The 23,646-nt window shown below is 31.9% G+C and carries 16 protein-coding genes; 15 read left to right on the top strand and 1 reads right to left on the bottom strand.

From position 1 onward, the window contains the following. Positions 1-52: 52 nt before the first annotated feature. Positions 53-1,237 carry a pyridoxal phosphate-dependent aminotransferase gene (locus UF10_RS02415; protein ID WP_106776228.1) on the top strand — a complete coding sequence of 395 codons (1,185 nt, stop codon included), beginning with the start codon at positions 53-55 and terminating at the stop codon, positions 1,235-1,237. A 140-nt stretch (positions 1,238-1,377) separates the two neighbouring features. Here the strand turns inward: UF10_RS02415 and UF10_RS02420 are convergent, their stop codons facing one another. Then, on the bottom strand, positions 1,378-2,508 hold the full coding sequence (locus UF10_RS02420; RefSeq protein ID WP_106776229.1) for an AI-2E family transporter: 1,131 nt from the start codon (positions 2,506-2,508) through the stop codon (positions 1,378-1,380). A 116-nt stretch (positions 2,509-2,624) separates the two neighbouring features. Here UF10_RS02420 and UF10_RS02425 point away from each other — a divergent pair, with 116 nt between their 5' ends. The 14 genes from UF10_RS02425 (at position 2,625) to pyk (ending at position 23,567) form a co-directional block, all read left to right on the top strand. Next, complete coding sequence (locus tag UF10_RS02425) at positions 2,625-3,029, top strand: hypothetical protein (protein ID WP_106776230.1); 405 nt, start codon at positions 2,625-2,627, stop codon at positions 3,027-3,029. 2 nt (positions 3,030-3,031) lie between these two features. Continuing rightward, positions 3,032-5,005 carry an excinuclease ABC subunit UvrB gene (uvrB, locus tag UF10_RS02430; protein WP_106776231.1) on the top strand — a complete coding sequence of 658 codons (1,974 nt, stop codon included), beginning with the start codon at positions 3,032-3,034 and terminating at the stop codon, positions 5,003-5,005. Positions 5,006-5,209: 204 nt separating this feature from the next. After that, entirely contained in the window at positions 5,210-8,053 is a 2,844-nt protein-coding gene (gene uvrA / locus UF10_RS02435) for an excinuclease ABC subunit UvrA (protein ID WP_106776232.1), read from the top strand. A 337-nt stretch (positions 8,054-8,390) separates the two neighbouring features. Next, on the top strand, positions 8,391-10,205 hold the full coding sequence (gene uvrC, locus UF10_RS02440; RefSeq protein ID WP_106776233.1) for an excinuclease ABC subunit UvrC: 1,815 nt from the start codon (positions 8,391-8,393) through the stop codon (positions 10,203-10,205). 60 nt (positions 10,206-10,265) lie between these two features. Then, the gene (hprK, locus tag UF10_RS02445) at positions 10,266-11,198 is read left to right on the top strand and encodes an HPr(Ser) kinase/phosphatase (RefSeq protein ID WP_106776234.1); all 933 of its coding nucleotides are present in this window, start codon (positions 10,266-10,268) and stop codon (positions 11,196-11,198) included. Positions 11,199-11,292: 94 nt separating this feature from the next. Then, positions 11,293-12,213 carry a UDP-N-acetylmuramate dehydrogenase gene (gene murB / locus UF10_RS02450; protein ID WP_106776235.1) on the top strand — a complete coding sequence of 307 codons (921 nt, stop codon included), beginning with the start codon at positions 11,293-11,295 and terminating at the stop codon, positions 12,211-12,213. A 17-nt stretch (positions 12,214-12,230) separates the two neighbouring features. Further along, positions 12,231-12,968: a PHP domain-containing protein gene (locus tag UF10_RS02455; RefSeq protein ID WP_106776236.1), complete on the top strand. Its 738-nt coding sequence runs from the start codon at positions 12,231-12,233 to the stop codon at positions 12,966-12,968. A gap of 22 nt (positions 12,969-12,990) precedes the next feature. Then, entirely contained in the window at positions 12,991-13,854 is an 864-nt protein-coding gene (rapZ, locus tag UF10_RS02460; RefSeq protein WP_106776237.1) for an RNase adapter RapZ, read from the top strand. Between the two features lie 12 nt (positions 13,855-13,866). Further along, positions 13,867-15,018, top strand: coding sequence for a gluconeogenesis factor YvcK family protein (locus UF10_RS02465; RefSeq protein WP_106776238.1), 1,152 nt, complete (start codon positions 13,867-13,869; stop codon positions 15,016-15,018). A gap of 19 nt (positions 15,019-15,037) precedes the next feature. Further along, positions 15,038-15,469: an NUDIX hydrolase gene (locus UF10_RS02470; protein WP_106776239.1), complete on the top strand. Its 432-nt coding sequence runs from the start codon at positions 15,038-15,040 to the stop codon at positions 15,467-15,469. After that, positions 15,469-16,437 (top strand): DNA-binding protein WhiA, encoded by a 969-nt coding sequence (gene whiA, locus UF10_RS02475; protein ID WP_106776240.1) that lies wholly within the window; start codon positions 15,469-15,471, stop codon positions 16,435-16,437. Before UF10_RS02470 ends, whiA begins: the two co-directional genes overlap by 1 nt. 311 nt (positions 16,438-16,748) lie before the next feature. Further along, on the top strand, positions 16,749-20,363 hold the full coding sequence (locus UF10_RS02480) for a DNA polymerase III subunit alpha (protein ID WP_106776241.1): 3,615 nt from the start codon (positions 16,749-16,751) through the stop codon (positions 20,361-20,363). A 391-nt stretch (positions 20,364-20,754) separates the two neighbouring features. Continuing rightward, entirely contained in the window at positions 20,755-21,723 is a 969-nt protein-coding gene (gene pfkA, locus UF10_RS02485; protein WP_106776242.1) for a 6-phosphofructokinase, read from the top strand. Between the two features lie 104 nt (positions 21,724-21,827). After that, positions 21,828-23,567, top strand: coding sequence for a pyruvate kinase (pyk, locus tag UF10_RS02490; protein WP_207654559.1), 1,740 nt, complete (start codon positions 21,828-21,830; stop codon positions 23,565-23,567). Positions 23,568-23,646 lie beyond the last annotated feature (79 nt).

Consider the following 23,646-nt stretch of genomic DNA (forward strand, 5'->3'; position numbering starts at 1 on the left):
GATTGAAAGTAAAGCATAGGAAATTTTATATAGTACTTTAGGAGGTAGCAATATGATTTCTCAAGAAATGGTAAAGTTAGGTACAGCAAAATCTGTAATAAGAGAGTTAGCTGGATTTGGTGCAGCTAGAGCAGAAGAAATAGGGGCGGAAAATGTTTTAGACTTCAGTTTGGGTAACCCAAGTGTTCCAGCTCCAAAGGAAGTACAGGATGCTATAGTAGATATAATTAAGAATAATCCACCTAAGGTATATCACAGCTACAGTTCAGGTGCTGGTCTTAATGCAACTAGAAAAGCTATAGCAGATAATTTAAATAGAAGATATGGTACAGACTATACACTAGATAATTTTTTAATGACTTGTGGTGCAGCGGCATCTCTAAGCATAGTTTTTAAGGCTTTAATTTCTTCAGCTGATGATGAAATTATGGTGTTAGCACCTTTCTTCCCAGAGTATACTGTTTTTATACAACAGCAGGGAGCAAAACAAGTTTTAGTACCTGCTCAGGCAGATATGCAGTTGAACATTAGTGGAATAGAAGATGCAATTACTCCTAACACTAAGGCTATAGTTGTAAACTCTCCAAACAACCCATCAGGAGTTGTTTATTCAGAGGATGAAATAAAAAAATTAGTAGAAGTTCTATCTAATAAATCAAAGGAATATGGGCATACAATTTATTTAATAACTGATGAACCTTATAGAGAATTGGTATTAATAGATGGATTAGAAGTTCCATTTTTACCAAACTATTATGACAATACAATAGTATGTTATTCATGGTCTAAATCACTTTCACTTCCAGGTGAACGTATAGGATATGTTCTTGTACCAAATAAGATAGATGATAAAATGGTAATGGCTGCTTGTGGTGGAGCTGCTAGAGCACTAGGTTATGTGTGTGCACCTACATTATTCCAGATGGTAATAGAAAGATGTGTAGATGTAGAGCCGGATCTTACAGTTTATAAGAAAAATAGAGATATTCTTTATGATGGATTAACAAAATTAGGTTATAATGTAGCTAAACCAGGTGGAGCATTCTACTTATTTATAGAGGCACCAGATGGGGATTCTCAGAAGTTCTCTGACAGAGCTAAAGAATATGATATGTTAGTCGTTCCAGGGGATGGATTTGGTTCAAAGGCATATATGAGATTATCATACTGTGTTGAAACTGAAAAGTGTGAAAAAGCTCTTCCAATATTTGAAAAATTGATGAAAGAATATAAATAGTAATAACATTAAAATGCTATATAGGAAACTTTTTCTATAAATTTAATCAGCAAAGAAGGGACATACGATTGTATGTCCCTTCTTACTTTGTATAAGCTTTAAAATTTATATAAGTAAATCAATACTATATACTAGTTATACTAATTTTTCTTTTCTTCAAGCTTACACCCTGAATCTTTATTTACATATTGTTTTAGTATTTTATATAGTGTAGCAGCTATTGGAACACTAAAGAAGACCCCAACAATTCCAGCAAGTCCGCCACCTATAATTATGGATGCTAAAACCCAAATTCCAGGAAGTCCAACTGATCCTCCAACGACCTTTGGATATATTACATTACCTTCAATCTGCTGAAGCACTGTTAGAAAAATAATGAAAAGGAAGGCCTTTAGTGAACTCTGTGTCAAAATCATGAAAAAACCAAATAGACCACCAATATATGCTCCGATCAAAGGTATCAAGGCTGTAAGTCCTACAACAGATCCGATCATTGCTGCATATGGAAAACCAAAAATAAATAAACCAAGTGCACATAAGGAGCCAAGTATAATCGCCTCTATAAATTGACCTGCAAAGAAAGAGGCAAATGTTGAATTTGCAATCTCTAATACATAATAGATTTTCTTTAAAAACTTATTAGGTATTATTTTTTTAAATAGCTTATCAAACTGTCTACCCAATTTTTCTCTGCTACCAACAATATATATAGATAAAATTGCAGCCATTACAAAGTTGGCAATTAATGTGAATACAGATCCTATAATATTAAATATGCTGTTTGTCCAAAGAGAGGCTGTTTTCAATATCTTTTGAATAGCTTCTTGTCCAGTCTTGTCAGATGATAAAAGTTTTTCTTGAAGACCAGGAATAGCACTAGAAAGTTCGATAGTCCTACTTCTTAAATCGTCATATAATTCAGGAAATTTATCTGTAAAAACTGACATTGATTTGATTAGCTGTGGTACAACCAGCATAAAAATCAGGTATAAAATAAGTATTATAGATAGGAAAGACAGAAGTATACAAATAGCCCTTCTACTTTTTAGTACAAATTTATTTTTAGATTTTGGAAAGTATATTTTTTCCCAAAGAGATACCATAATGTTTAAAATAAAAGCAATTACACATCCCAAAAATAAAGGTCTAAAAACACTTAAAAAACTTGAGCTACTAGCTAAAAATTCCTTTGCATTTAGCGATATAGCCAATACTACTCCAAACATAATAAAAATCGTAAATAAATTCTTGTATTTAAACTGATTCTCCATTTTGAAACCTCCTATTCAATTAGTTACACTCTATTTTACAATATATGAAAAGTAAATACAATGTTTGAAATATATGATAAAATAGAGTAAAGAAGAATTTTAATGGAGGTGTAGTTATGACAGCAAAATATAATGAAGAAAATGTTTTAGTTAGTTTTACAACACATAGAAAGTTGAGTCGTACAAATCTAGGTACTAACATGGTTGCAAACTCTCTTTTGGGACACAATAAAATGTCTGGCCCAGTTCCTGACTTGTATACTATATACTTGACTGAGGAAACTTTTTTTGCCGAGTATAGTAGAAAGAGCCTTCATGGAAGTATGCCAAAGAAGGTTACAAAATTAGATATACCTATTGAAGATATAGTAAAGATAGAATTAATGAATAAAGATGGTGAAGAGTGTCTTTATTTGAAGAGTGATTGGGGCAAAGAGTATTTCTTCAATATTGAAAGTAGTGTAAATAGAGAACTAGCCATACAGATGATAGAATATATTGATAATAAAAAGAGGAAATAATAATGGATTTTAAGTTAGTTTCAGATTTTAAGCCTACAGGTGATCAACCAGAGGCTATAGAAAAAATTTCAGAGTCTATAGAAAAAGGTAATAAATTTCAGACTCTTTTAGGAGTTACTGGATCAGGAAAAACATTTACAATGGCAAATATCATTAAAAATGTAAAAAAGCCCACATTGATACTGGCTCATAATAAAACTTTAGCAGCACAGCTTTATAGTGAATTTAAAGAATTTTTTCCAGAAAATGCTGTTGAGTACTTTGTAAGTTACTATGATTATTATCAGCCAGAAGCCTATGTAGCACATAGTGATACATACATAGAAAAGGATGCAAGTATTAATGATGAAATAGATAAGTTAAGGCATTCAGCCACAGCATCAATACTTGAGAGAAGAGATACTATTATAATCTCATCAGTATCCTGTATATATGGTTTGGGAGATCCAGAAGATTATAAAGAACTGATGTTGTCTTTAAGACCTGGAATGATAAGAGATAGAGATGAAGTAATAAAAAGATTAGTAGAAATACAGTATGAAAGAAATGATATAAATTTTGTTAGAGGAACATTTAGAGTTAGAGGAGATATACTGGAAATATTTCCAGCTGGCAATGATGAAAGAGCTATTAGATTAGAGTTTTTTGGTGATGAAATAGACAGGATAACAGAGATAGATTACATTACTGGTAAAGTTTCAGGACAGAGAAATCACGTCGTTATATTTCCAGCATCCCACTATGTAACAACTCCAGAACGTATTGAAACGGCAATTGTAGCTATAGAAAAAGAGTTGGCAGAAACTGTCAAAAAATTCAAAGAAAATGATAAGTTGTTAGAGGCACAAAGAATAGAACAAAGAACAAATTATGACATAGAAATGTTGAGAGAGATTGGCTTCTGTCAAGGTATAGAAAACTACTCTAGACATATTACAGGTAGGGAAAAAGGAGACAAGCCGTATACTTTAATGGACTTCTTTCCAGATGACTACCTTATTATAGTAGATGAATCTCATGTAACAATACCACAAGTTAGAGGTATGTATGCTGGAGATCAGTCTAGAAAAAAATCATTGATAGATAATGGCTTTAGACTTCCATCTGCTTATGATAATAGACCATTAAACTTTACTGAGTTTGAAGAAAATATAAATCAGATCTTATTTACTACTGCAACACCAGGTCCATATGAGATGGAGCATAGTCAAGAGTTTGCAGAACAAATTATAAGACCAACAGGACTTTTAGATCCGAAAATAAGTGTAAGACCTGTTGAAAATCAAATAGATGATTTAATTGTTGAAATAAATAAAAATATAGAAAAAGGTGAAAGAGTTCTGGTAACAACTTTGACAAAGAAGATGAGTGAAGATTTATCAGATTATTTAAAGGAACTGGGAATAAAAGTAAAATATCTACATTCTGATATAGTTACGCTGGAAAGAACAGAAATAATAAGAGATTTAAGATTAGGTAAGTTTGATGTATTAGTAGGTATAAATCTTTTGAGAGAAGGATTGGATATTCCAGAAGTATCATTAGTAGCAATATTAGATGCTGATAAGGAAGGATTCTTGAGATCTGAAACCTCACTAATACAGACTATAGGACGTGCAGCAAGAAATTCAGAGGGAAGAGTAATAATGTATGCAGATAAGGTAACTGACTCCATGCAAAGAGCTATATCGGAGACAGAAAGACGTCGTGAAATTCAGAGTCACTATAATGATAAGCACGGTATAACTCCAAAGACTATATCAAAGCAAATAAGAGATAGCATAGAAGCAACTAAGATAGCCGAAGAAGAAAGCTCATATGATTCAATTGATGTAAAAAAATTGAAGGATGTAAATGAAATAAGCGATATGATAATAGTACTAAAGTCAGATATGATGGAAGCAGCGGAAAAGTTAGAGTTTGAAAAAGCGGCAAAAATTAGAGATAAAATTATGCAGTTAGAAAAAAAATTGTAATATTAAAATTTATTATACTTATTTATTGTTTATTTATAGAATTAAAAAATTGAAGTTTTATATATAAAATTGTGATAGTTTAAATCTATCAAAATAAGGTAGTAATATAATAGGCTAATCAAGACACTCATGACTTTTGTCACGAGTGTTCTTGTTTAAATGGATAAATACAAGAAAAATTAATAATATATAAGGAGGAATAACTTGAACGATCAAATTATAATAAAAGGTGCAAGAGAAAATAATTTAAAAGATATTGATCTCACACTCCCAAGAAATAAATTCATTGTTTTTACAGGACTATCTGGATCTGGAAAGTCCTCTTTGGCTTTTGATACTATATATGCAGAAGGGCAAAGGAGATATGTAGAGAGTCTTTCATCATATGCTAGGCAGTTTTTAGGTCAAATGAATAAGCCTAGTGTAGATTCTATAGAAGGATTATCTCCTGCTATATCTATTGACCAAAAGACTACATCGAAAAATCCTAGGTCTACTGTTGGTACAGTAACAGAAATCTATGACTACTTAAGGCTTTTGTTTGCAAGAGTAGGAGATGTACACTGTACTGTCTGTGATAGACTTATAAGTCAAATGACTGTGCAAGAAATAGTTGATAAAGTAATGGAATATAAGGATAGAACTAGATTACAGATACTTTCTCCAATGATTAGAGGGAAAAAGGGAACTCATAAAAAAACATTGGAATATATTCAAAAGGAAGGCTATGTCAGAGTTAGAGTTGATGGAGAAAACTATGATATAGGAGATGAGATAAATCTAGAAAAAAATAAGAAGCATACTATTGAAGTAGTAGTTGACAGAATAGTTGTAAAGGACGGAATAGAAACTAGATTAGCGGATTCAATAGAGTCTGCTGTAAAATTGTCTGAAGGCTTAGTTATAATTCAAGAACTTGGCAGAGATGGTGAAGAGGATAAGGAAGTATTATTTTCGACAAAGTTTGCCTGCCCAGATCATGGAATAGGAATAGAAGAACTTTCTCCAAGAATGTTCTCTTTCAATGCGCCATTTGGGGCTTGTGAGGTGTGTAATGGACTTGGAGAGAGTATGGAAGTGGATATAGACTTGGTAGTACCAAATAAAGAATTAAGCCTAAAACAAGGGGCTATAGCAGCTTGGTCTACAAATGGATTAAATGATAATACATATTATTCAAAGATGATTCTAGCACTTTGTGACAAATTCAAAGTATCTATAGACACTCCTTTTAAGGACCTTCCTGATGATTTTGTAGAAGAATTACTATATGGAAAAGAAAATACAATAGTATCATTTATGTTTGATTCGAAATTTGGAGGATTAAAAGAATATAAAAACTATTATGAAGGTGTAATTGTAAATATTGATAGAAGATATAAAGAAACACACTCAGAAGCAATGAGAGATAGATTAGAAGATTTTATGGCAGAAAAGCCTTGTCCAAAGTGTAAGGGGAATAGATTAAAGCCAGAAGTCTTGGCTGTAAAAATAAATGATAAAAATATAATGCAGGTAACAGATTTATCAGTGGAAGAGCTATTTGAGTTTGTTGAAGGCATAAAGCTAGGTGAAAAAAAGACTTTCATAGCAAAAGATATTTTAAAGGAAATAAGGGAAAGAGCAAGCTTTTTAAAAAATGTTGGACTTGGCTACCTTACACTATCTAGGAAAGCAGGAACACTATCAGGTGGAGAGGCACAAAGAATTAGACTTGCAACTCAAATTGGTTCAGCACTTACAGGGGTCTTATACGTCTTAGATGAGCCAAGTATAGGTCTTCATCAAAGAGATAATGACAAACTGATAGGAACTTTAAGAACCTTGACGGACATAGGTAATACTTTAATAGTAGTAGAGCATGATGAGGATACTATGAGGGCTGCAGATTATATAGTAGATATAGGTCCAGCGGCAGGTATTCACGGAGGCGAGATAGTTGCTAAAGGAAATGTCGATGAAATAATGGCAAATCCAGATTCTATTACAGGTAAGTATTTAAGTGGAAAAATCACAATTCCAATGCCAGATGCTATTCGTGAAGGAAATGGAGAATTAGTAGAAATAAAAGGAGCAAGGGAAAATAATCTGAAAAATATAAATGTCAAGTTTCCACTAGGTAAATTCACTTGTGTGACAGGAGTATCTGGATCTGGAAAATCAACTTTGGTAAATGAGATTTTATACAAAGGTCTAGCTCACAAAATTAATAAATCTAGAGTGAGACCTGGAGAACATAAGGATATTACTGGCATAGAAAACATTGACAAGATAATAAATATAGATCAAAGCCCTATTGGAAGGACACCAAGGTCTAATCCTGCTACATATACAGGCGTATTTGATATGATTAGAGACTTATTTGCATCTACAAATGAAGCCAAAGCAAGAGGATATAAAAAAGGAAGATTTAGCTTTAATGTCAAAGGCGGCAGGTGTGAAGCTTGTAAGGGAGATGGAATATTAAAGATTGAAATGTTCTTTTTACCTGATGTCTATGTACCTTGTGAAGTATGTAAGGGCGAAAGATACAATAGGGAAACACTACAAGTAAAATATAAAGATAAGAGCATATCAGATGTATTAGATATGAATGTTGAAGAGGCTTTAGAGTTCTTTGAAAATATACCAAGCGTCAAAAGAAAGCTTGAGACATTAATGGATGTAGGTCTTTCTTATATAAAACTAGGTCAACCGTCTACTCAGTTATCAGGAGGAGAAGCTCAAAGAATTAAGCTTGCTACAGAGTTGAGTAAGAGGCCAACAGGAAAGACTATGTATATATTAGATGAACCTACTACAGGGCTTCATTCTGAAGATGTTAGGAAGTTGATAGAGGTACTCCAAAGACTAGCAGATACTGGAAATACAATAGTAGTTATAGAACATAATTTAGATGTAATAAAAACAGCGGATCATATTATTGATTTGGGACCAGAAGGTGGTAGTCAAGGTGGAACAATTGTTGCCACTGGAACACCTCAAGAAATAGCAAAGGTAAAAGAAAGCTATACTGGTCAATATCTGTCAAAGATGATATTTAAATAGAGAAATCTTTAATCACTGTTCATTTAGTAAAAAAAGTTAAAAGGACTGGTATTTATCAGTCCTTTTTGATATATAAAAATTATATATTTTAGTGTATAATATAGTATAAAGTAAGAAAAAATAAAAAGCTTATTCTAAGTATATTTCTAGGCCTATTTTTAAGCTAGCATATGAAGGATAAGTAAAGGATAATAAAAATAAAGAGATGAATAACTTTAAATAGAATCAATATTTTATAAAAATTAAAGTATTTCAAAAAAATAAAAAAGATAAAATTAGTATGCTTTTAAAATTAAAAATATAGAAAGTTAAATTATTTGAAAAGATGGTGAATAGATTGTTTGATATAAAGGAACATTTAAAGACACTTCCTGCAAGTCCAGGAGTATATCTGATGAAAAATAAAGCAGGAAAAGTAATTTATGTTGGAAAGGCTGTATCATTAAAAAATAGAGTGAGGCAATATTTTCAATCGTCTAAAAATCATTCAGATAAAGTTAAGTCAATGGTAAAACATATTGATAGCTTTGAGTATATTATGACAGATTCTGAATTGGAAGCTTTAATACTTGAGTGCAATTTAATAAAAAAATATAAGCCTAAATATAATATTTTATTAAGAGATGATAAGACATATCCATATATTAAGGTTACCGTTAAAGAAGATTTTCCTAGAGTGATGAAGGTTAGGAGAGTACTAAAAGACGGAGCAAAATATTTTGGACCATATACAAATGTCACAGCAGTAAATGATACTTTAGATATAATCAAAAATATATATCCTATAAGAACTTGTAATATAGATATAAAAAAAGCAATAAAAAATTCTGCTAGACCTTGTCTTAATTATCATATAAAAAGATGTGTCGGACCTTGCACTGGTAGAGTTTCAAAAGAAGAGTATAAGAAGATGATTGATGGAATACTTTTATTTTTATCTGGTAAAGAGGAGAATTTAATAGATTTACTAGAAGAAAAAATGAAGCTTGCATCCTTAAATCTTGACTTTGAAGAGGCAGCAGATTACAGAGATAAGATAGCAAGTCTTAAAGATGTAATAGAAAGGCAGAAAATATCTAATGTTCAAAATGATACAGATCAAGATGTTATAGCTATGGCAAACTTTGATGAAGAGGCTTGTGTTCAGGTATTTTTCATTAGAAATGGTAAAATATCAGGTAGAGAAAATTTTATGTTAGAGGGAGTAAAAGATAGTGAAAGGTCTGTAATTTTAGGATCTTTTATTAAGCAGTTTTATATGAAACAAGAGTATATACCCAAAGAAATAATTGTAGAAGAAGATTTTATGGATATGGAAATTGTAGAAGAAATGCTTTCTAATAAAAGGGGAAACAATGTATACGTAAGAGTTCCACAAAAAGGTGAAAAAAGAGCATTGGTAATGATGGTAAGAAAAAATGCTGATGAATATTTGACAAAATTTGATGATTTAAACAAGAAAAAGTATGAAAGAAGCATAGGAGCCCTTGAAGAGTTGAGAAAGTTACTTGAAATAGAAAAACCTCTTCATAGAATAGAGTCTTATGATATTTCCAATATTCAGGGCGTTGATTCTATAGGTACAATGGTCGTATATACAAATGGAGTAAAAGATAGAAAAGAATATAGGCGATTTAAAATAAAAACAGTAGAGGGTCCAGATGATTATGCATCTATGTCAGAAGTATTGGATAGAAGGCTAAAATATGGAAATTTACCAGACCTTATCTTGCTAGATGGTGGTAAGGGGCAAGTATCAGCCGTAAAAGAGATTATGAAGTTTAATGATGAAGATATTCCACTTTGGGGTATGTATAAAGACGATAAGCATAGAACAAAGGGGCTTACAAATATAGAGAAAAGTATAGACCTAGATAAAACTACAAGTTTATATAGATTTGTAGCAGGTATACAAGAAGAAGTACATAATTATTCAATATCTTATCATAGGAGTCTAAGAGATAAGAAAATGACAAAATCTGCACTAGATGATGTGCCTGGAGTAGGTCCAAAAAGAAAGAAGGCTCTTCTTCTTGAATTTAAAGATATTGATAGCATAAAAACGGCTTCTATTGAAGAAATAATGAAGGTAGAAGGAATAAATGAACAGCTAGCTAAAAATATAGCTTTGCATCTTAAAAAGGTTAGGTAAAATTAGAGTTAAAGGAAAATAGCTTTTTATTTATTTGAATAATATCTGAAAGGAATAGTTATGAAAAAAGTAACGGTTAGAGATTTAATAGATAATTTGGATTTAAAAGAGATAATTTCTCCAAAAGGTAAGGCAGAAAAAACAATTATAACAGAAAAAGAAATAAACAGACCTGGTATACAGCTTGCAGGTTATTTTGATTATTTTACTCCAGAAAGGATACAAATAATTGGAAAAACAGAATATACTTTTTTTGGAATATTTAAAGATGAAGATAGAGAAAATACACTACGTCAATATTTCTCATATGATATACCAATCGTAATAGTAACAAGAGATATGGCACTTAGACCAGATTTTTATAAATGGGCTCAAAAAACATCTACAATTGTTTGCTCAACAAAAAGGGAAACAACAAGATTTATAAATAAGCTATCTACTTATCTAGAAGATAGAATGGCTCCAAGACAAACAGTTCATGGAGTTTTGGTGGATATAAATGGTGTTGGAGTATTGATAAAGGGAGAAAGTAGTATTGGAAAGTCAGAAACTGCACTTGAGTTAGTACAAAATGGCAATAGATTAGTAGCAGATGATGCAGTAGAAATTAAAAGATCAGATGACGGAGTTTTATCAGGTCAAGCACCAGAATTACTTCAAAATTATATAGAAATTAGAGGCATCGGAATAATAGATATCAAGAGTCTGTACGGTGCCAGAAGTATAAACCCTAGAAAAAGGATAGACTTAGTGGCTTATCTTGAGATGTGGAATCCGGAAAAATATTACGATAGATTGGGCTTGGATAAGGACTATGAAGATATATTAGGCACAAGGGTAGAAAAAATAGTTGTTCCTGTAAAACCAGGTAGAAATGTTGCTATGGTTTTAGAAGTAGCAGCTATGAATTATAGACAAAGACAGCTAGGAAATGATGCTGCAATAGAATTTTCTAACAAATTAACAGATGTAATAGAGAATAAAGGAAAATAAAGAAAAATAAAACACAAAAAGTATTGTTATTTTTAGCTATTTTAGATATTATATAAGTTGGTATGTATTGTTTAAAATACGAAAGGAGGACATGATGGATAAGAAGGAAGTATACGAATCATTAAAAAGAATACTAAATGAAGATTTAATATTTATAGATGAGCCAATGAAAAATCATATTTCTTTTAAGGTAGGCGGTCCAGCAGATATATTGGTTAGACCGACAACAGAAGAAGAAATACAAGCAGTTTTTAAACTTGCTACAGAAAATAAATTACCATTCTTTGTAAAGGGAAACGGCACTAATATATTAATAAAAGACGGTGGATTTAGAGGTTTAGTGATAGAACTAGCAGATAACTTCAGCGATTATAAAATAGATGGAAAGCTTGTAACAGTTCAAACAGGAGCATTATTATCAGTAATAGGGAGAGAGGTAATGAAAGAGTCTCTCACTGGATTTGAATTTGCATCAGGAATACCAGGTTCTTTAGGTGGAGCACTTGCAATGAATGCTGGAGCATATGGTGGCGAAATGAAAAATATAGTAAAGTCAGCTAGACTGATGGACTGTGAAGGTAATATAACTGAATATACTAATGAGGAAATGAATTTTGGTTATAGACATAGTAGACTGACTGATGAAAAGAAAATAGCAATATCTGCTGTTATAGAATTAGAAAAAGGAAACTATGAAGAAATAAAAGAAAAAATGGCTGATTTAGCATATCAGAGAAGAAGTAAGCAGCCACTAGAATATCCAAGTGCGGGATCTACTTTTAAGAGACCAGAAGGATATTTTGCAGGTAAGTTGATACAAGATTCAAATCTTAAGGGGGTATCAATAGGTGGTGCACAAGTATCTGAAAAACACTCTGGATTTGTTATAAATAGCAATAAGGCTACAGCTAATGATATAATAAGTCTAATAGAGCATGTGAAAAGTACCGTTTACGATACTCATGGCGTACAGCTTGAAGAGGAAGTAAAGATTATCGGGGAGGATAAAGAGTAATCTGGAGGTGAATACTGATGAAGATTCTTGCAGATTACCATAACCACACTTTATTTAGCTGTGGTGGTAATGACAACAGAAGACATGCAACAGGTAAGGTTGAAGATAATGTATCCGTAGCCTTGGAAAAAGGGCTGGATACAATAGGAATTTCAGAGCATGGATTTAATCATTCATTTTATGGTCTTTCTAAGAAAAATGCAAAAAAAGAAAGAGATGAAATTGATAGATTAAATAAGAAATATCCACAAATAGAAATATTGATGGGAATGGAGTGTAATATATTAGATGATAGCGGGAAAATTGATATGCCAGAGGATATGAAAAAATATTTTGATTATATTCTAGCAGGATATCACTTTGGATCAAAACCGACATCTTTAAAGTCACTTCTTCACCATATAGATAACTTTATTACAAAAGGTTTGTTTTCTAAAAAATATAATACAAGGGCTATAGTAAATGCTATGAAGAATAATGATTTACTATATATTACTCATCCTGGAGATAAGGGAAGAGTTGATATAGATGAGATAGCCAGAGTTGCTGAAGAGACATCTACAGGACTTGAAATAAACGGACATCATAACAGATTAAGTGCTGATATGATAAGAAAGATAAAGGATAGAGATATAAAGTTTTATATAGGATCAGACGCTCATGATCCTGAAAACATAGGCAATTTTGAAAAGGCTCTAGCAATAGCAAAAGAAGCACAACTAGATCTTAGAAGAATTGTAAATATAAAAATATAATAAAATGATTGGGGGAAATATAATGAAGTTTGTAATAGTAACAGGCCTGTCTGGATCTGGAAAAAGTGAAGCGATGAATGCATTGGAAGACATGGGATTTTACTGTGTGGACAACTTGCCTCCAGCATTAATAATAAACTTTGCAGAACTTTTCTTTCAGGCAAGCTCAAATATTGATAAAGTAGCTTTGGGAATAGATATAAGAGGAAGAGAGTTCTTTCAAGCTTTAAATATTGCTTTAGAGCAATTGAGCACGGCAAATTACAAGTATGATATGATCTACTTAGATTGTGATGATGATGTATTGATAAAAAGATATAAGATGACTAGAAGAAATCATCCCTTAGCTGTAAACGCTCAGATACCAGATGGTATAAAGAAAGAAAGAGTAATAATGGAGCCTTTGAAGAAATATTCTAATATGATAATAGATACTAGTAATATGAAACCAAAGGACTTAAAGGCAGAAATAGCAAGTATGTATGATTCAGGGGATGGACTTGAAAGTCCAAATATCACTATATCAGTGGTTTCTTTTGGATTTAAATATGGACTACCTATTGATGCCGACTTGGTATTTGATGTAAGATTTTTACCTAATCCATACTATGTACCTGAGTTAAGGCCAAAGACTGGTGATTATCAAGAAGTTAGGGAGTTTGTTATGGATTCAGAAATTAGTCATGAATTCTTGGATAAATTATTTGATATGTTAGACTTTTTGATTCCTCAGTATATAAACGAAGGCAAGCAACATTTAGTAATTGGAATAGGATGTACTGGTGGAAGACATAGATCAGTTACCATTACTAATTATACTTATGACTATTTGTGTGAACATGGATATAGAGCTGTAAAGAAGCACAGAGATTCAAAGTTAGATTAATGGAGGAAGAAAATGCAGATACAGTTAAGCGGCATAGAATTAGTATTGTCACTTCTTGCATTTTTAGGAGTAGTGGCATTTATTATAGCTATCTATGTTTCATATAAATTTTTAAAGTTATATAGAAAAACACTACGTCAAAGTCAAATGACATTTCAAAAAATAGAGGAGAAAATATTTGAACCACATGTAGTTGTAATTGGTGGTGGAACTGGACAGTCAGTCTTTCTGAGAGGTTTAAAGCACGTTACCAAGAATATCACAGCAATAGTAACTGTTGCAGATGATGGAGGAGGATCTGGTGCACTTAGAGAGGATTTAGGAATGTTACCACCAGGAGATATTAGAAATTGTCTCTTGGCTCTTGCAAATATTGAACCGACTATGAATGAAGTGATGCAGTATAGATTTCCAGAAGGAGCCCTAAAAGGACAGAGTTTTGGCAACTTATTTATAGCTGCTATGACTGGGCTTTATGATAACTTTGAAACAGCAGTATATAAGATGAGTCAAATTTTTGCTATAACTGGTAAAGTACTTCCAGTTACAATGGATGATATAAACTTAGTAGCTGAGCTAGAAAATGGTGAGGTTATAAAAGGAGAATCAAACATACCTACAGAAGCAAAAAAAATGGAAACAAAGATAAAAAGAATGAGTCTGGATAAAACAGATGTAAAACCATTGGATGAGGTAATAGCATCCATAAAAAATGCGGATGCAATAGTAATTGGACCAGGGAGTCTGTATACAAGTATCCTTCCAAATATATTGATGGATGATGTTGTGGATGCTCTTTCAACTACAAAGGCTCCTAAGATATATGTATGTAATATAATGACCCAACCAGGAGAAACAGATGGAAAAGATGTTTTAGATCATGTAAAAGTTTTGATAGAACACGCGGGCATTAATTTTATAGATTATGTAGTTTCAAATAATGAAAAACTTCCAGTAGGAGTGTTTGAAAGATACGCAAATGATGGAGCGGAATTAGTGTTATTAGATGATGCTCAAAAAGATGAACTAAATAGAATGGGAATTACATATGTAGAACAGAAGTTAATAGAGATAAAAAATGGATATATAAGACATGATGCAGAGTTGGTATCTAACTCTGTAATGAAAATAGCAATAAAGCACAGCTATACAAATAACATTTGATTTTGTGAGGAGTGATATTATGAGAGAAGAGATAAGTGCAGGAGGTGTAGTTGTCCTTGGTAATACTATATTGCTACTGAGAAAATATAACGGGGACTGGGTTTTACCTAAGGGTAAAGTCGAAAAAGGTGAAAATCATGAACAGACTGCCTTAAGAGAGGTAAAAGAAGAAACCGGAGTAAAAGCCAGTATAGTAAAATACCTAGGGGAAATACATTACACTTATAAAGAAAACTGGGACCAACAAAAGGGAGTTCATAAAATAGTTTTTTGGTATTTAATGCATACTAAAAATATGGATACAGTACCACAGAGGGAAGAAGGATTTGTAGAAGCCAAGTTCGTACATATTGACAGAGTTTTGGATATTGCTAGATATGATGATGAAAAAGAAATAATAAAAGTAGCCCTGAAAGAAATAGAAAAAGAAAACAAGAGGGATGCTAGATAATGTCTTTTTCAACAGATACTAAAAGTGAATTATCCAGAATAGAAAATAAAGAAAGACGTTTAGATTTGGCTGAACTTTCCGCAATAGTAAGAAACTCAGGGACTATACAGTTATCTGGAAATATGCAGATAAGCCTTAAAATTACGACTGAGTTAAATGCAATAGCTCGAAAAGTGTTTAAGATATTAAAAAACAACTTCGATATAAATACTAGTATCACTGTAAATAAAAATCAAATGTTAAAAAGAAATAATAGCTATGTACTGACTGTAACACCAGAAATGGGTGCAAGTGATTTATTGATTAAGCTAGGAATATTAAAAAGTGGAAATAGTTTTTTCCCAAGAAATGATGTTCCTTCAGAAATTGTAAGAGAGGCCGATGAAGCAAATGCCTATATAAGAGGTGCTTTTTTAGGCAGTGGATCTATAAATGATCCTGAAAAAAATTATCATATGGAGTTTGTAACAAACAATGAAGATTATTCCTATGAACTTAGTGATTTAATAAATTCTATGGGATTTCATAGCAAGATAGTTGAAAGAAAGAATAATTATGTAGTTTATCTTAAAGAGAGTGAACAAATTTCAGATCTTTTGACAATAATGGGAGCAAATAGTGCTATGTTTGTACTTCAAAATGCCAAGATAGTCAAAGATATGAGAAATAAGGTAAATAGAATAGTAAACTGTGAGACAGCGAACCTATCTAAAACAGTAGATGCTGCAGTAAGACAGGTTGAAAGTATACTAATAATACAAAAGACGATAGGTATAAGTAAGTTACCAGCAAACCTACAAGAGCTTGCAATGCTGAGAATGGAATATGCAGATATGAGCCTCAAGGAATTGGGAGAAAATCTACATCCTCCACTTGGAAAATCTGGAGTTAATCATAGATTTAAGAAAATAGAAGAGATTGCAGATCGTTATAGAGATCAAGTCGCACCAGAAGAGCTATTTAGATAGGTCCAGTGCGACTTATTTTTTTGCCTTGAATAAATTCTAGGATTTAAGCTTATAATTAGGCATTTTTTACAAACTAAGTGTATAATAGTATGGTGAATATATTTTATAAAAATGATATAGTAAAGATGATTGATAGACTTGGAGTAAATGCTTGAAATAAAAAGCAAGAAAAATAGTATTTCATAGACATTAAAATAAAGATAAGTTATTTACAAAATATTTTGATAGATAGAGTTATTAGTGGAATTTATTAAAAAATTAAAAATAAAAGAGATTAAATAGAAAGTGTAGAGTTAAGAAAGGAGGAAATAATGGGAAATATAATAAATAATGAAGATCTTGAAGAAAGTGTTATAGAGAAGAAAAATAGGGATTTTTCTCACTTACATGTTCATACAGAATATAGTTTATTAGATGGGTTTTCTAGGCTAAAGTGGCTTATTCCAAGGGTCAAGGAGCTTGGAATGACTTCTTGTGCAATTACTGATCACGGCTCTATGTTTGGAGTAGTTGATTTTTATAAAAGTTGTAAGAAAGAAGGTATAAAGCCAATAATAGGTTGTGAAGTCTATATAGCGTCAAGATCTATGACAGACAAAGACCCTAATCTAGATAAGTACTCATCGCATCTTATATTATTAGCTGAAAATAATGAAGGTTATAAGAATCTAATAAAAATAGTATCCGATTCTTATGTAGATGGATTTTATTATAAACCTAGAACAGATAAAGAACAGTTGAGAAAGTATTCCAATGGAATAATATGTTTGTCAGCCTGTTTAAATGGTGAAATTCCAAAGGCACTTTTACAAAGAAATTATGATTTGGCTAGAGATTTAGCACTTGAATATAGGGATATATTTGGAAAAGATAATTTCTTTCTTGAAATACAAGATCATAAGCTGGCAGAAGATAAAGAAGTAAATGCTGGAATACTTAAAATATCAAAAGAACTGGATATTCCAATGGTAGCCACAAATGACTCTCATTATGTAAATAGGGAGGACGCTAAGAATCATGATGCATTACTGTGCATACAGATGCAAAAGACTATAGATGATCCTAGTAGAATGAAGTTTCCAAATGATGAGTTTTATATAAAATCTAGAGAAGAAATGGAAGAGTTATTTCCATTTGCTCCAGAGGCAATTGATAATACTCTAAAAATAGCAGATAGGTGTAATGTTGAGTTTGATTTTGATACCTACCATATTCCATCTTTTGATGTACCAGATGGTCTCACTCCTTTAGAATATTTGAAAAAATTATGTTATGAAGGGCTTTATGAAAGATATACTGAGCCAACAAAAGAAGAAATAGACAGATTGGAATATGAAATAAATGTAATATCTGGTATGGGATATATAGAGTACTTTCTTATAGTATGGGATTTTATAGACTTTGCAAAGAAAAATAATATAATGGTTGGACCAGGAAGAGGTTCAGCAGCAGGATCAATAGTTGCCTATACTCTTAAAATAACAGATATAGATCCTATTAAATATAATTTATTGTTTGAGCGTTTTTTGAATCCTGAAAGAGTTACTATGCCCGATATAGATATAGACTTTTGCTATGAAAGAAGAGAAGAAGTAATTGATTATGTAAAAGAAAAGTATGGAAAAGATCATGTAGCTCAGATTATTACTTTTGGTACTATGGGGGCTAAGTTAGCTATTCGAGATGTTGGAAGAGTAATGGATGTATCTTACAATAAAGTAGATTCTATAGCAAAAGAAATTCCATTTGCACTAGGAATGACTATAGATAAAGCCTTTGATATCAATCCAAACCTTGTGAGTATGTATGAAAGTGATGTAGAGGTTAAGGAAATAATTGATACATCTAAAAAAATGGAAGGTATGTTAAGACATGCATCTACTCATGCAGCGGGTGTTGTAATATCTAAAAATCCGGTATATGAGTATGTACCCCTATATAAAAATCAAGACTCGATAACAACTCAATTTACTATGACTACGCTTGAAGAGTTGGGTCTTTTGAAAATGGACTTTCTTGGCCTTAGAACACTGACAGTTATAAGAGATGCACTAGACCTTATAGAGCTTAATAGAGAAAAGAAGGGATATACTGAGTATATTAATTTTTCAAAGATGGAATATGATGATCCAAAGGTTTTTGAACAGCTGTCTCAAGGAAATACACTGGGGGTATTTCAGTTGGAAAGTAGCGGTATGAGAAACTTCATGAAACAGTTAAAGCCAAATAGCTTTGAAGATATTGTGGCTGGAATATCCTTATTTAGACCAGGCCCAATGGATTCTATACCAACCTATATAGAATGCAAGCATAACCCTGAAAAGGTAACTTATATGCATGAAAAATTAAAGCCAATACTTGAAGTTACTTATGGCTGCCTTGTTTATCAGGAACAGGTAATGCAGGTGGTTAGAGACCTAGGTGGATATAGCTTTGGGCGAAGTGACCTTGTAAGACGTGCTATGAGTAAAAAGAAGATGGATGTAATGGAAGAGGAACGTCAGTACTTTATATATGGGAAATTGGATGCTGACGGAAATACAGAAATTCCAGGATGTGTTGGGAATGGAGTTCCTGAAGATGTAGCCAATCAGATATTTGATGATATGATAGATTTTGCGAAATATGCCTTTAATAAATCACATGCAGCTGCATATGGAGTTTTGGCATATGAAACTGCTTACCTTAAGACTTACTATCCAGTAGAGTTTATGGCAGCTCTTATGACTTCAGTAATGGGAAATACGGACAAGGTTGTAGAATATATCAGGGAATGTGAAGCAATAGGGATAGATGTTTTAGCACCAGATATAAATAAGTCGTACTCAAAATTCTCTGTTGATGATAAATGTATTAGATTCGGTTTGGCAGCAGTAAAAAATGTTGGTTCAAATGTAATTGATAGTATAGTTAAAGAAAGAGAAGCTGCTGGAGAATTTACAGACTTTACCAATATGCTTAAAAGACTAGATTCAAAACTAACAAATAAAAGGGTAATTGAAAGCTTGATAAAGTGTGGAGCATTTGATTCTATGGGAGAAAATAGAGCAACTCTTATGTTTGGTTTTGAGGATTTACTTGAAAGTATTAATAGTGATAGGAAGAAAAATGTTGAAGGTCAAATATCTTTATTTGAAATAGCAGCAGATAATAATGAAGAGACAATAGAAGAAGAAGCTCCTCTTAAATTTATTCCTGAATATAAAGAAAAGATAAAGCTGGATATGGAAAAAGAAGTGCTAGGGGTATATGTTACAGGACATCCTTTGGCGGAATATGGAGAAGTGCTTTCCAAAAAAACATCAATAGACAATGGAGAAATCAATAAACTAAGAGAAGAACCAGAAAAACTTCAAGAGTTAAATGATCAAGAAAATATTATTGGTGGAATGATTATAGGAAAAAGAATGTTGAGCACTAAAAGAAATGAATTAATGGCATTTATAACAGTGGAAGATTTGTATGGAAGTATTGATATGGTAGTATTTCCAAATGTATTGAAAAAGTACCAAAATTTATTAAATGAGGATTCAATAATTTTAGTAAAGGGAAAAACTAGTGTTAGAGGAGATGATGATGTATCTTTTATAGCAAATAGTATAAAGGATATAGAAGATGATAGTCCATTTGAGGAAAAAAAAGATAATGGATTTAGATATTATAATACTAAAAAAAGAAATCTTGGAACAGGTAGAAAATTATTTATAAGAATAGACTCTATGCAAAATGAAGAATTGGTAAATGAAATTTATGATGTTATTAGAAATAATCAAGGAACAGATACTGTGGTATTATTTCCGACTGATGAAAACAAAAATGGAAGCAAGAAAACATATCAATTATCAGGACTAGGAGTCTATGCAGATGAAAAAGTAAAAGATGAGCTAATTAATTTTTTAGCAGAATCAGATGTGATAATTAAATAAAAATAAAAAATAGATAGTAAGTTTAAACTTACTGTCTTTTTTTTATATAAAAAATATAACAATTATGAATATAAAAGAATCTTTATTTAGTTTCATAAAATAGATATAATAAATTAAAATCATACTATGAAAACAATATCCTTATTTAAAAAGGCAAAAACTCCTAAAATTAATGTAAAAATATGGTAAAGCTATTCTTTAAATCCTTATATTATGTTATAATAACAAAAGATGCAATCCCAATATTTTTTTAACCATTATGGGCTATTGAGTGTACGGCGGGGACTTTATATGTCCCTAGAAAAATGGATTGCATATTAAATTGTTATGTAATTTGAGTAAATTAGTTATAGATTAGGTTATTTGCTAATGCAATAGGAGGAAGATATATATGAAAGCAATTGGTATTTTAACTAGTGGAGGAGACGCTCCAGGAATGAATGCAGCTATAAGAGCTGTTGTTAGAACTGCTATATATTATGGATATAAGGTTTATGGAATTGAAAAGGGCTACAAAGGGCTTTTAGACGAAGAATTTGTTGAGATGGATTTATCTTCAGTAGGAGATATTATTCAAAGAGGCGGTACTGTCTTAAAATCTTCTAGATGTGATGAGTTTAAAACTCCAGAAGGAAGAGAAAAAGCCGTAGAGATTTTAGAAAACTATGGAATAGGAAGCTTAATTGTAATTGGTGGAGATGGATCATTTACAGGTGCAAAGATGCTTAGTAACCTTGGGGTTGCCACTATAGGCATACCTGGCACTATTGATAATGATCTTGCTTATACTGATTATACAATAGGATTTGATACAGCTATGAATACTGTAATAGATGCTATAAGTAAGATTAGAGATACCTCATCTTCTCATGATAGAGTAAATATTGTAGAAGTAATGGGTAGAAACTGTGGGGATTTAGCGCTTTACTCAGGCCTTGCAGGTGGTGCCGAAACGATTATAGTTCCAGAGATGGAAATAAGAACTGATGAAATAGTAAATAAATTAAAGACAACACAAAAAAGAGGAAAAAAACACAGCATAATAGTATTAGCAGAAGGTGCTGATATTGATGGTGGTGCTTTGGCTCTTAAGAAAATATTAACAGAAGAAGATCATGCCGATGTAAGAGTAACTGTACTTGGACATGTTCAAAGAGGTGGCTCTCCATCATCATTTGATAGAATACTTGCAAGTAGACTTGGAAATAAAGCTGTGGAACTTTTAATAGCAGGTAAATCAGCTAGAGTTGTGGGTATGAAAGACAATAAGATTATAGATATGGATATTGAAGAAGCACTATCAATGGAAAAAGAGTTCGATGTAGATATATATGAAATGGCAAAGGTTCTATCTATATAGTTGTCAGATTATATAAATTGACAGAGAAGAGTATTATGAAGATATAAAATTGAGTATAGGCGAGTTATTTGATAAGCTCAATTTAGTTTAAATTAGAGGTGATTATGATGGTAAAATTTAAGAAAACTAAAATAGTATGTACAATGGGTCCAGCTACAGATTCAGATGAAATATTGGGACAGCTGGTATTAAATGGTTTGAATGTATGTAGATTCAATTTTTCTCATGGCTCACATGAAGAACACAAGATAAGAATGGACCGTACAAAGAGAATAAGAGAAGAATTAAATGAGCCAATCGCAATATTATTAGATACAAAGGGACCAGAAATAAGAACTGGAGATTTTGAAGAATCAATAATACTAGAAGAAGGCGAAAAGTTTGTAATTACAATGGATGATTGTATAGGTAATAAAGAAAGATGTACAGTATCGTATAAGGGTATGGTAGATGATGTTAAACTAGGAGATACTATACTTATAGATGACGGTCTAGTGGCTTTAAAGATAGTAGAAATAAAGGGAAATGATATAATTACAGTTGTAGAAAACTCAGGAAAAGTTTCTTCTAAAAAGGGAGTAAACCTACCTGGTGTAGTAATAAATTTACCAGCAGTTACAGATAAAGATATATCTGATATAAAGTTTGGTATAGAACAAGGTATTGATTTTATAGCAGCATCTTTTGTAAGAAAAGCGGCTGATGTTATAGAAATAAGAAAAATATTAGAAGAAAACAATGCTTCAGATATTCAGATTATATCTAAGATAGAAAATCAAGAGGGCGTTGAAAACATAAACTCTATACTACAGGTATCTGATGGTATTATGGTAGCAAGAGGAGATATGGGTGTTGAGATACCTAGTGAAGAAGTTCCAATAGTACAGAAGATGATAATCAAAAAATGTAATGAAGTATCTAAGCCTGTAATCACAGCAACTCAGATGATGGATTCTATGATTAGAAATCCTAGACCCACAAGAGCTGAAGTAGCTGATGTTGCAAATGCTATTTATGATGGTACAGATGCAATTATGTTGTCAGGTGAAACAGCTGCAGGTAAATATCCAATAGAAGCCGTTAAGACAATGAATAGAATTGCAATAAGAACTGAAGAAACACTTGAATACAAGGTTGAGGCAAAATATGCATACAATAGAGGAATAACTGTAACAGATGCTATAAGTCATGCAACTTGTACTACAGCTATGGATCTAGAGGCTCAGGCTATAATTACTTGTACATCTTCAGGATATACTACAAAGATGGTATCAAAGTTTAGACCACAAGCTCCAATAATAGCGGCAACTCAGAGTGATAAGGTAATGAGAAAATTATCACTAAACTGGGGAACATATCCAGTTAAGAGCGAACTAGGAGAAAATACTGATGAAGTTGTAAAGGCTTCTATTTTAGCTACAAGAGAGGCAGGATTTGCAAATTCTGGTGATACTGTTGTAGTTACAGCAGGTGTTCCAGTAGGTAAGACTGGAAAGACTAATCTAATAAAGGTAAGTGTAATAGCAGACTTTTTAGGTAGAGGTATAGGAATTGGTGATGAGGCAGTAGAAGGTGTAGCAAGAGTTGTAAAGCCAGGTGAAGATTGCCCAGAATTCAATGAAGGTGATATATTAGTAACTATTGGAACAGATAGAGAAATGGTTAAGTACATGGAAAAAGCTAGTGCAATAGTAACTGAAACAGGTGGAATGACATCACATGCTGCAATAGCAGGAATAAACTTAAAGACTCCAGTAGTTGTATCAGTAGAGAATATAACAAGCAAGCTTAAGAGTGGAGAAAAAATTAGAGTAGAAGCATCAAGTGGTGCTATAACAAGATAGTAATGTATAAACTATAATTAATAATTATTAAAAAGCTGTTGTAATATAGATTGTATCTGTATTTACAATGGCTTTTTAT

Origin of the sequence: Peptostreptococcus russellii, from assembly GCF_003012055.1 — a bacterium.
Classification (GTDB): domain Bacteria; phylum Bacillota; class Clostridia; order Peptostreptococcales; family Peptostreptococcaceae; genus Peptostreptococcus; species Peptostreptococcus russellii.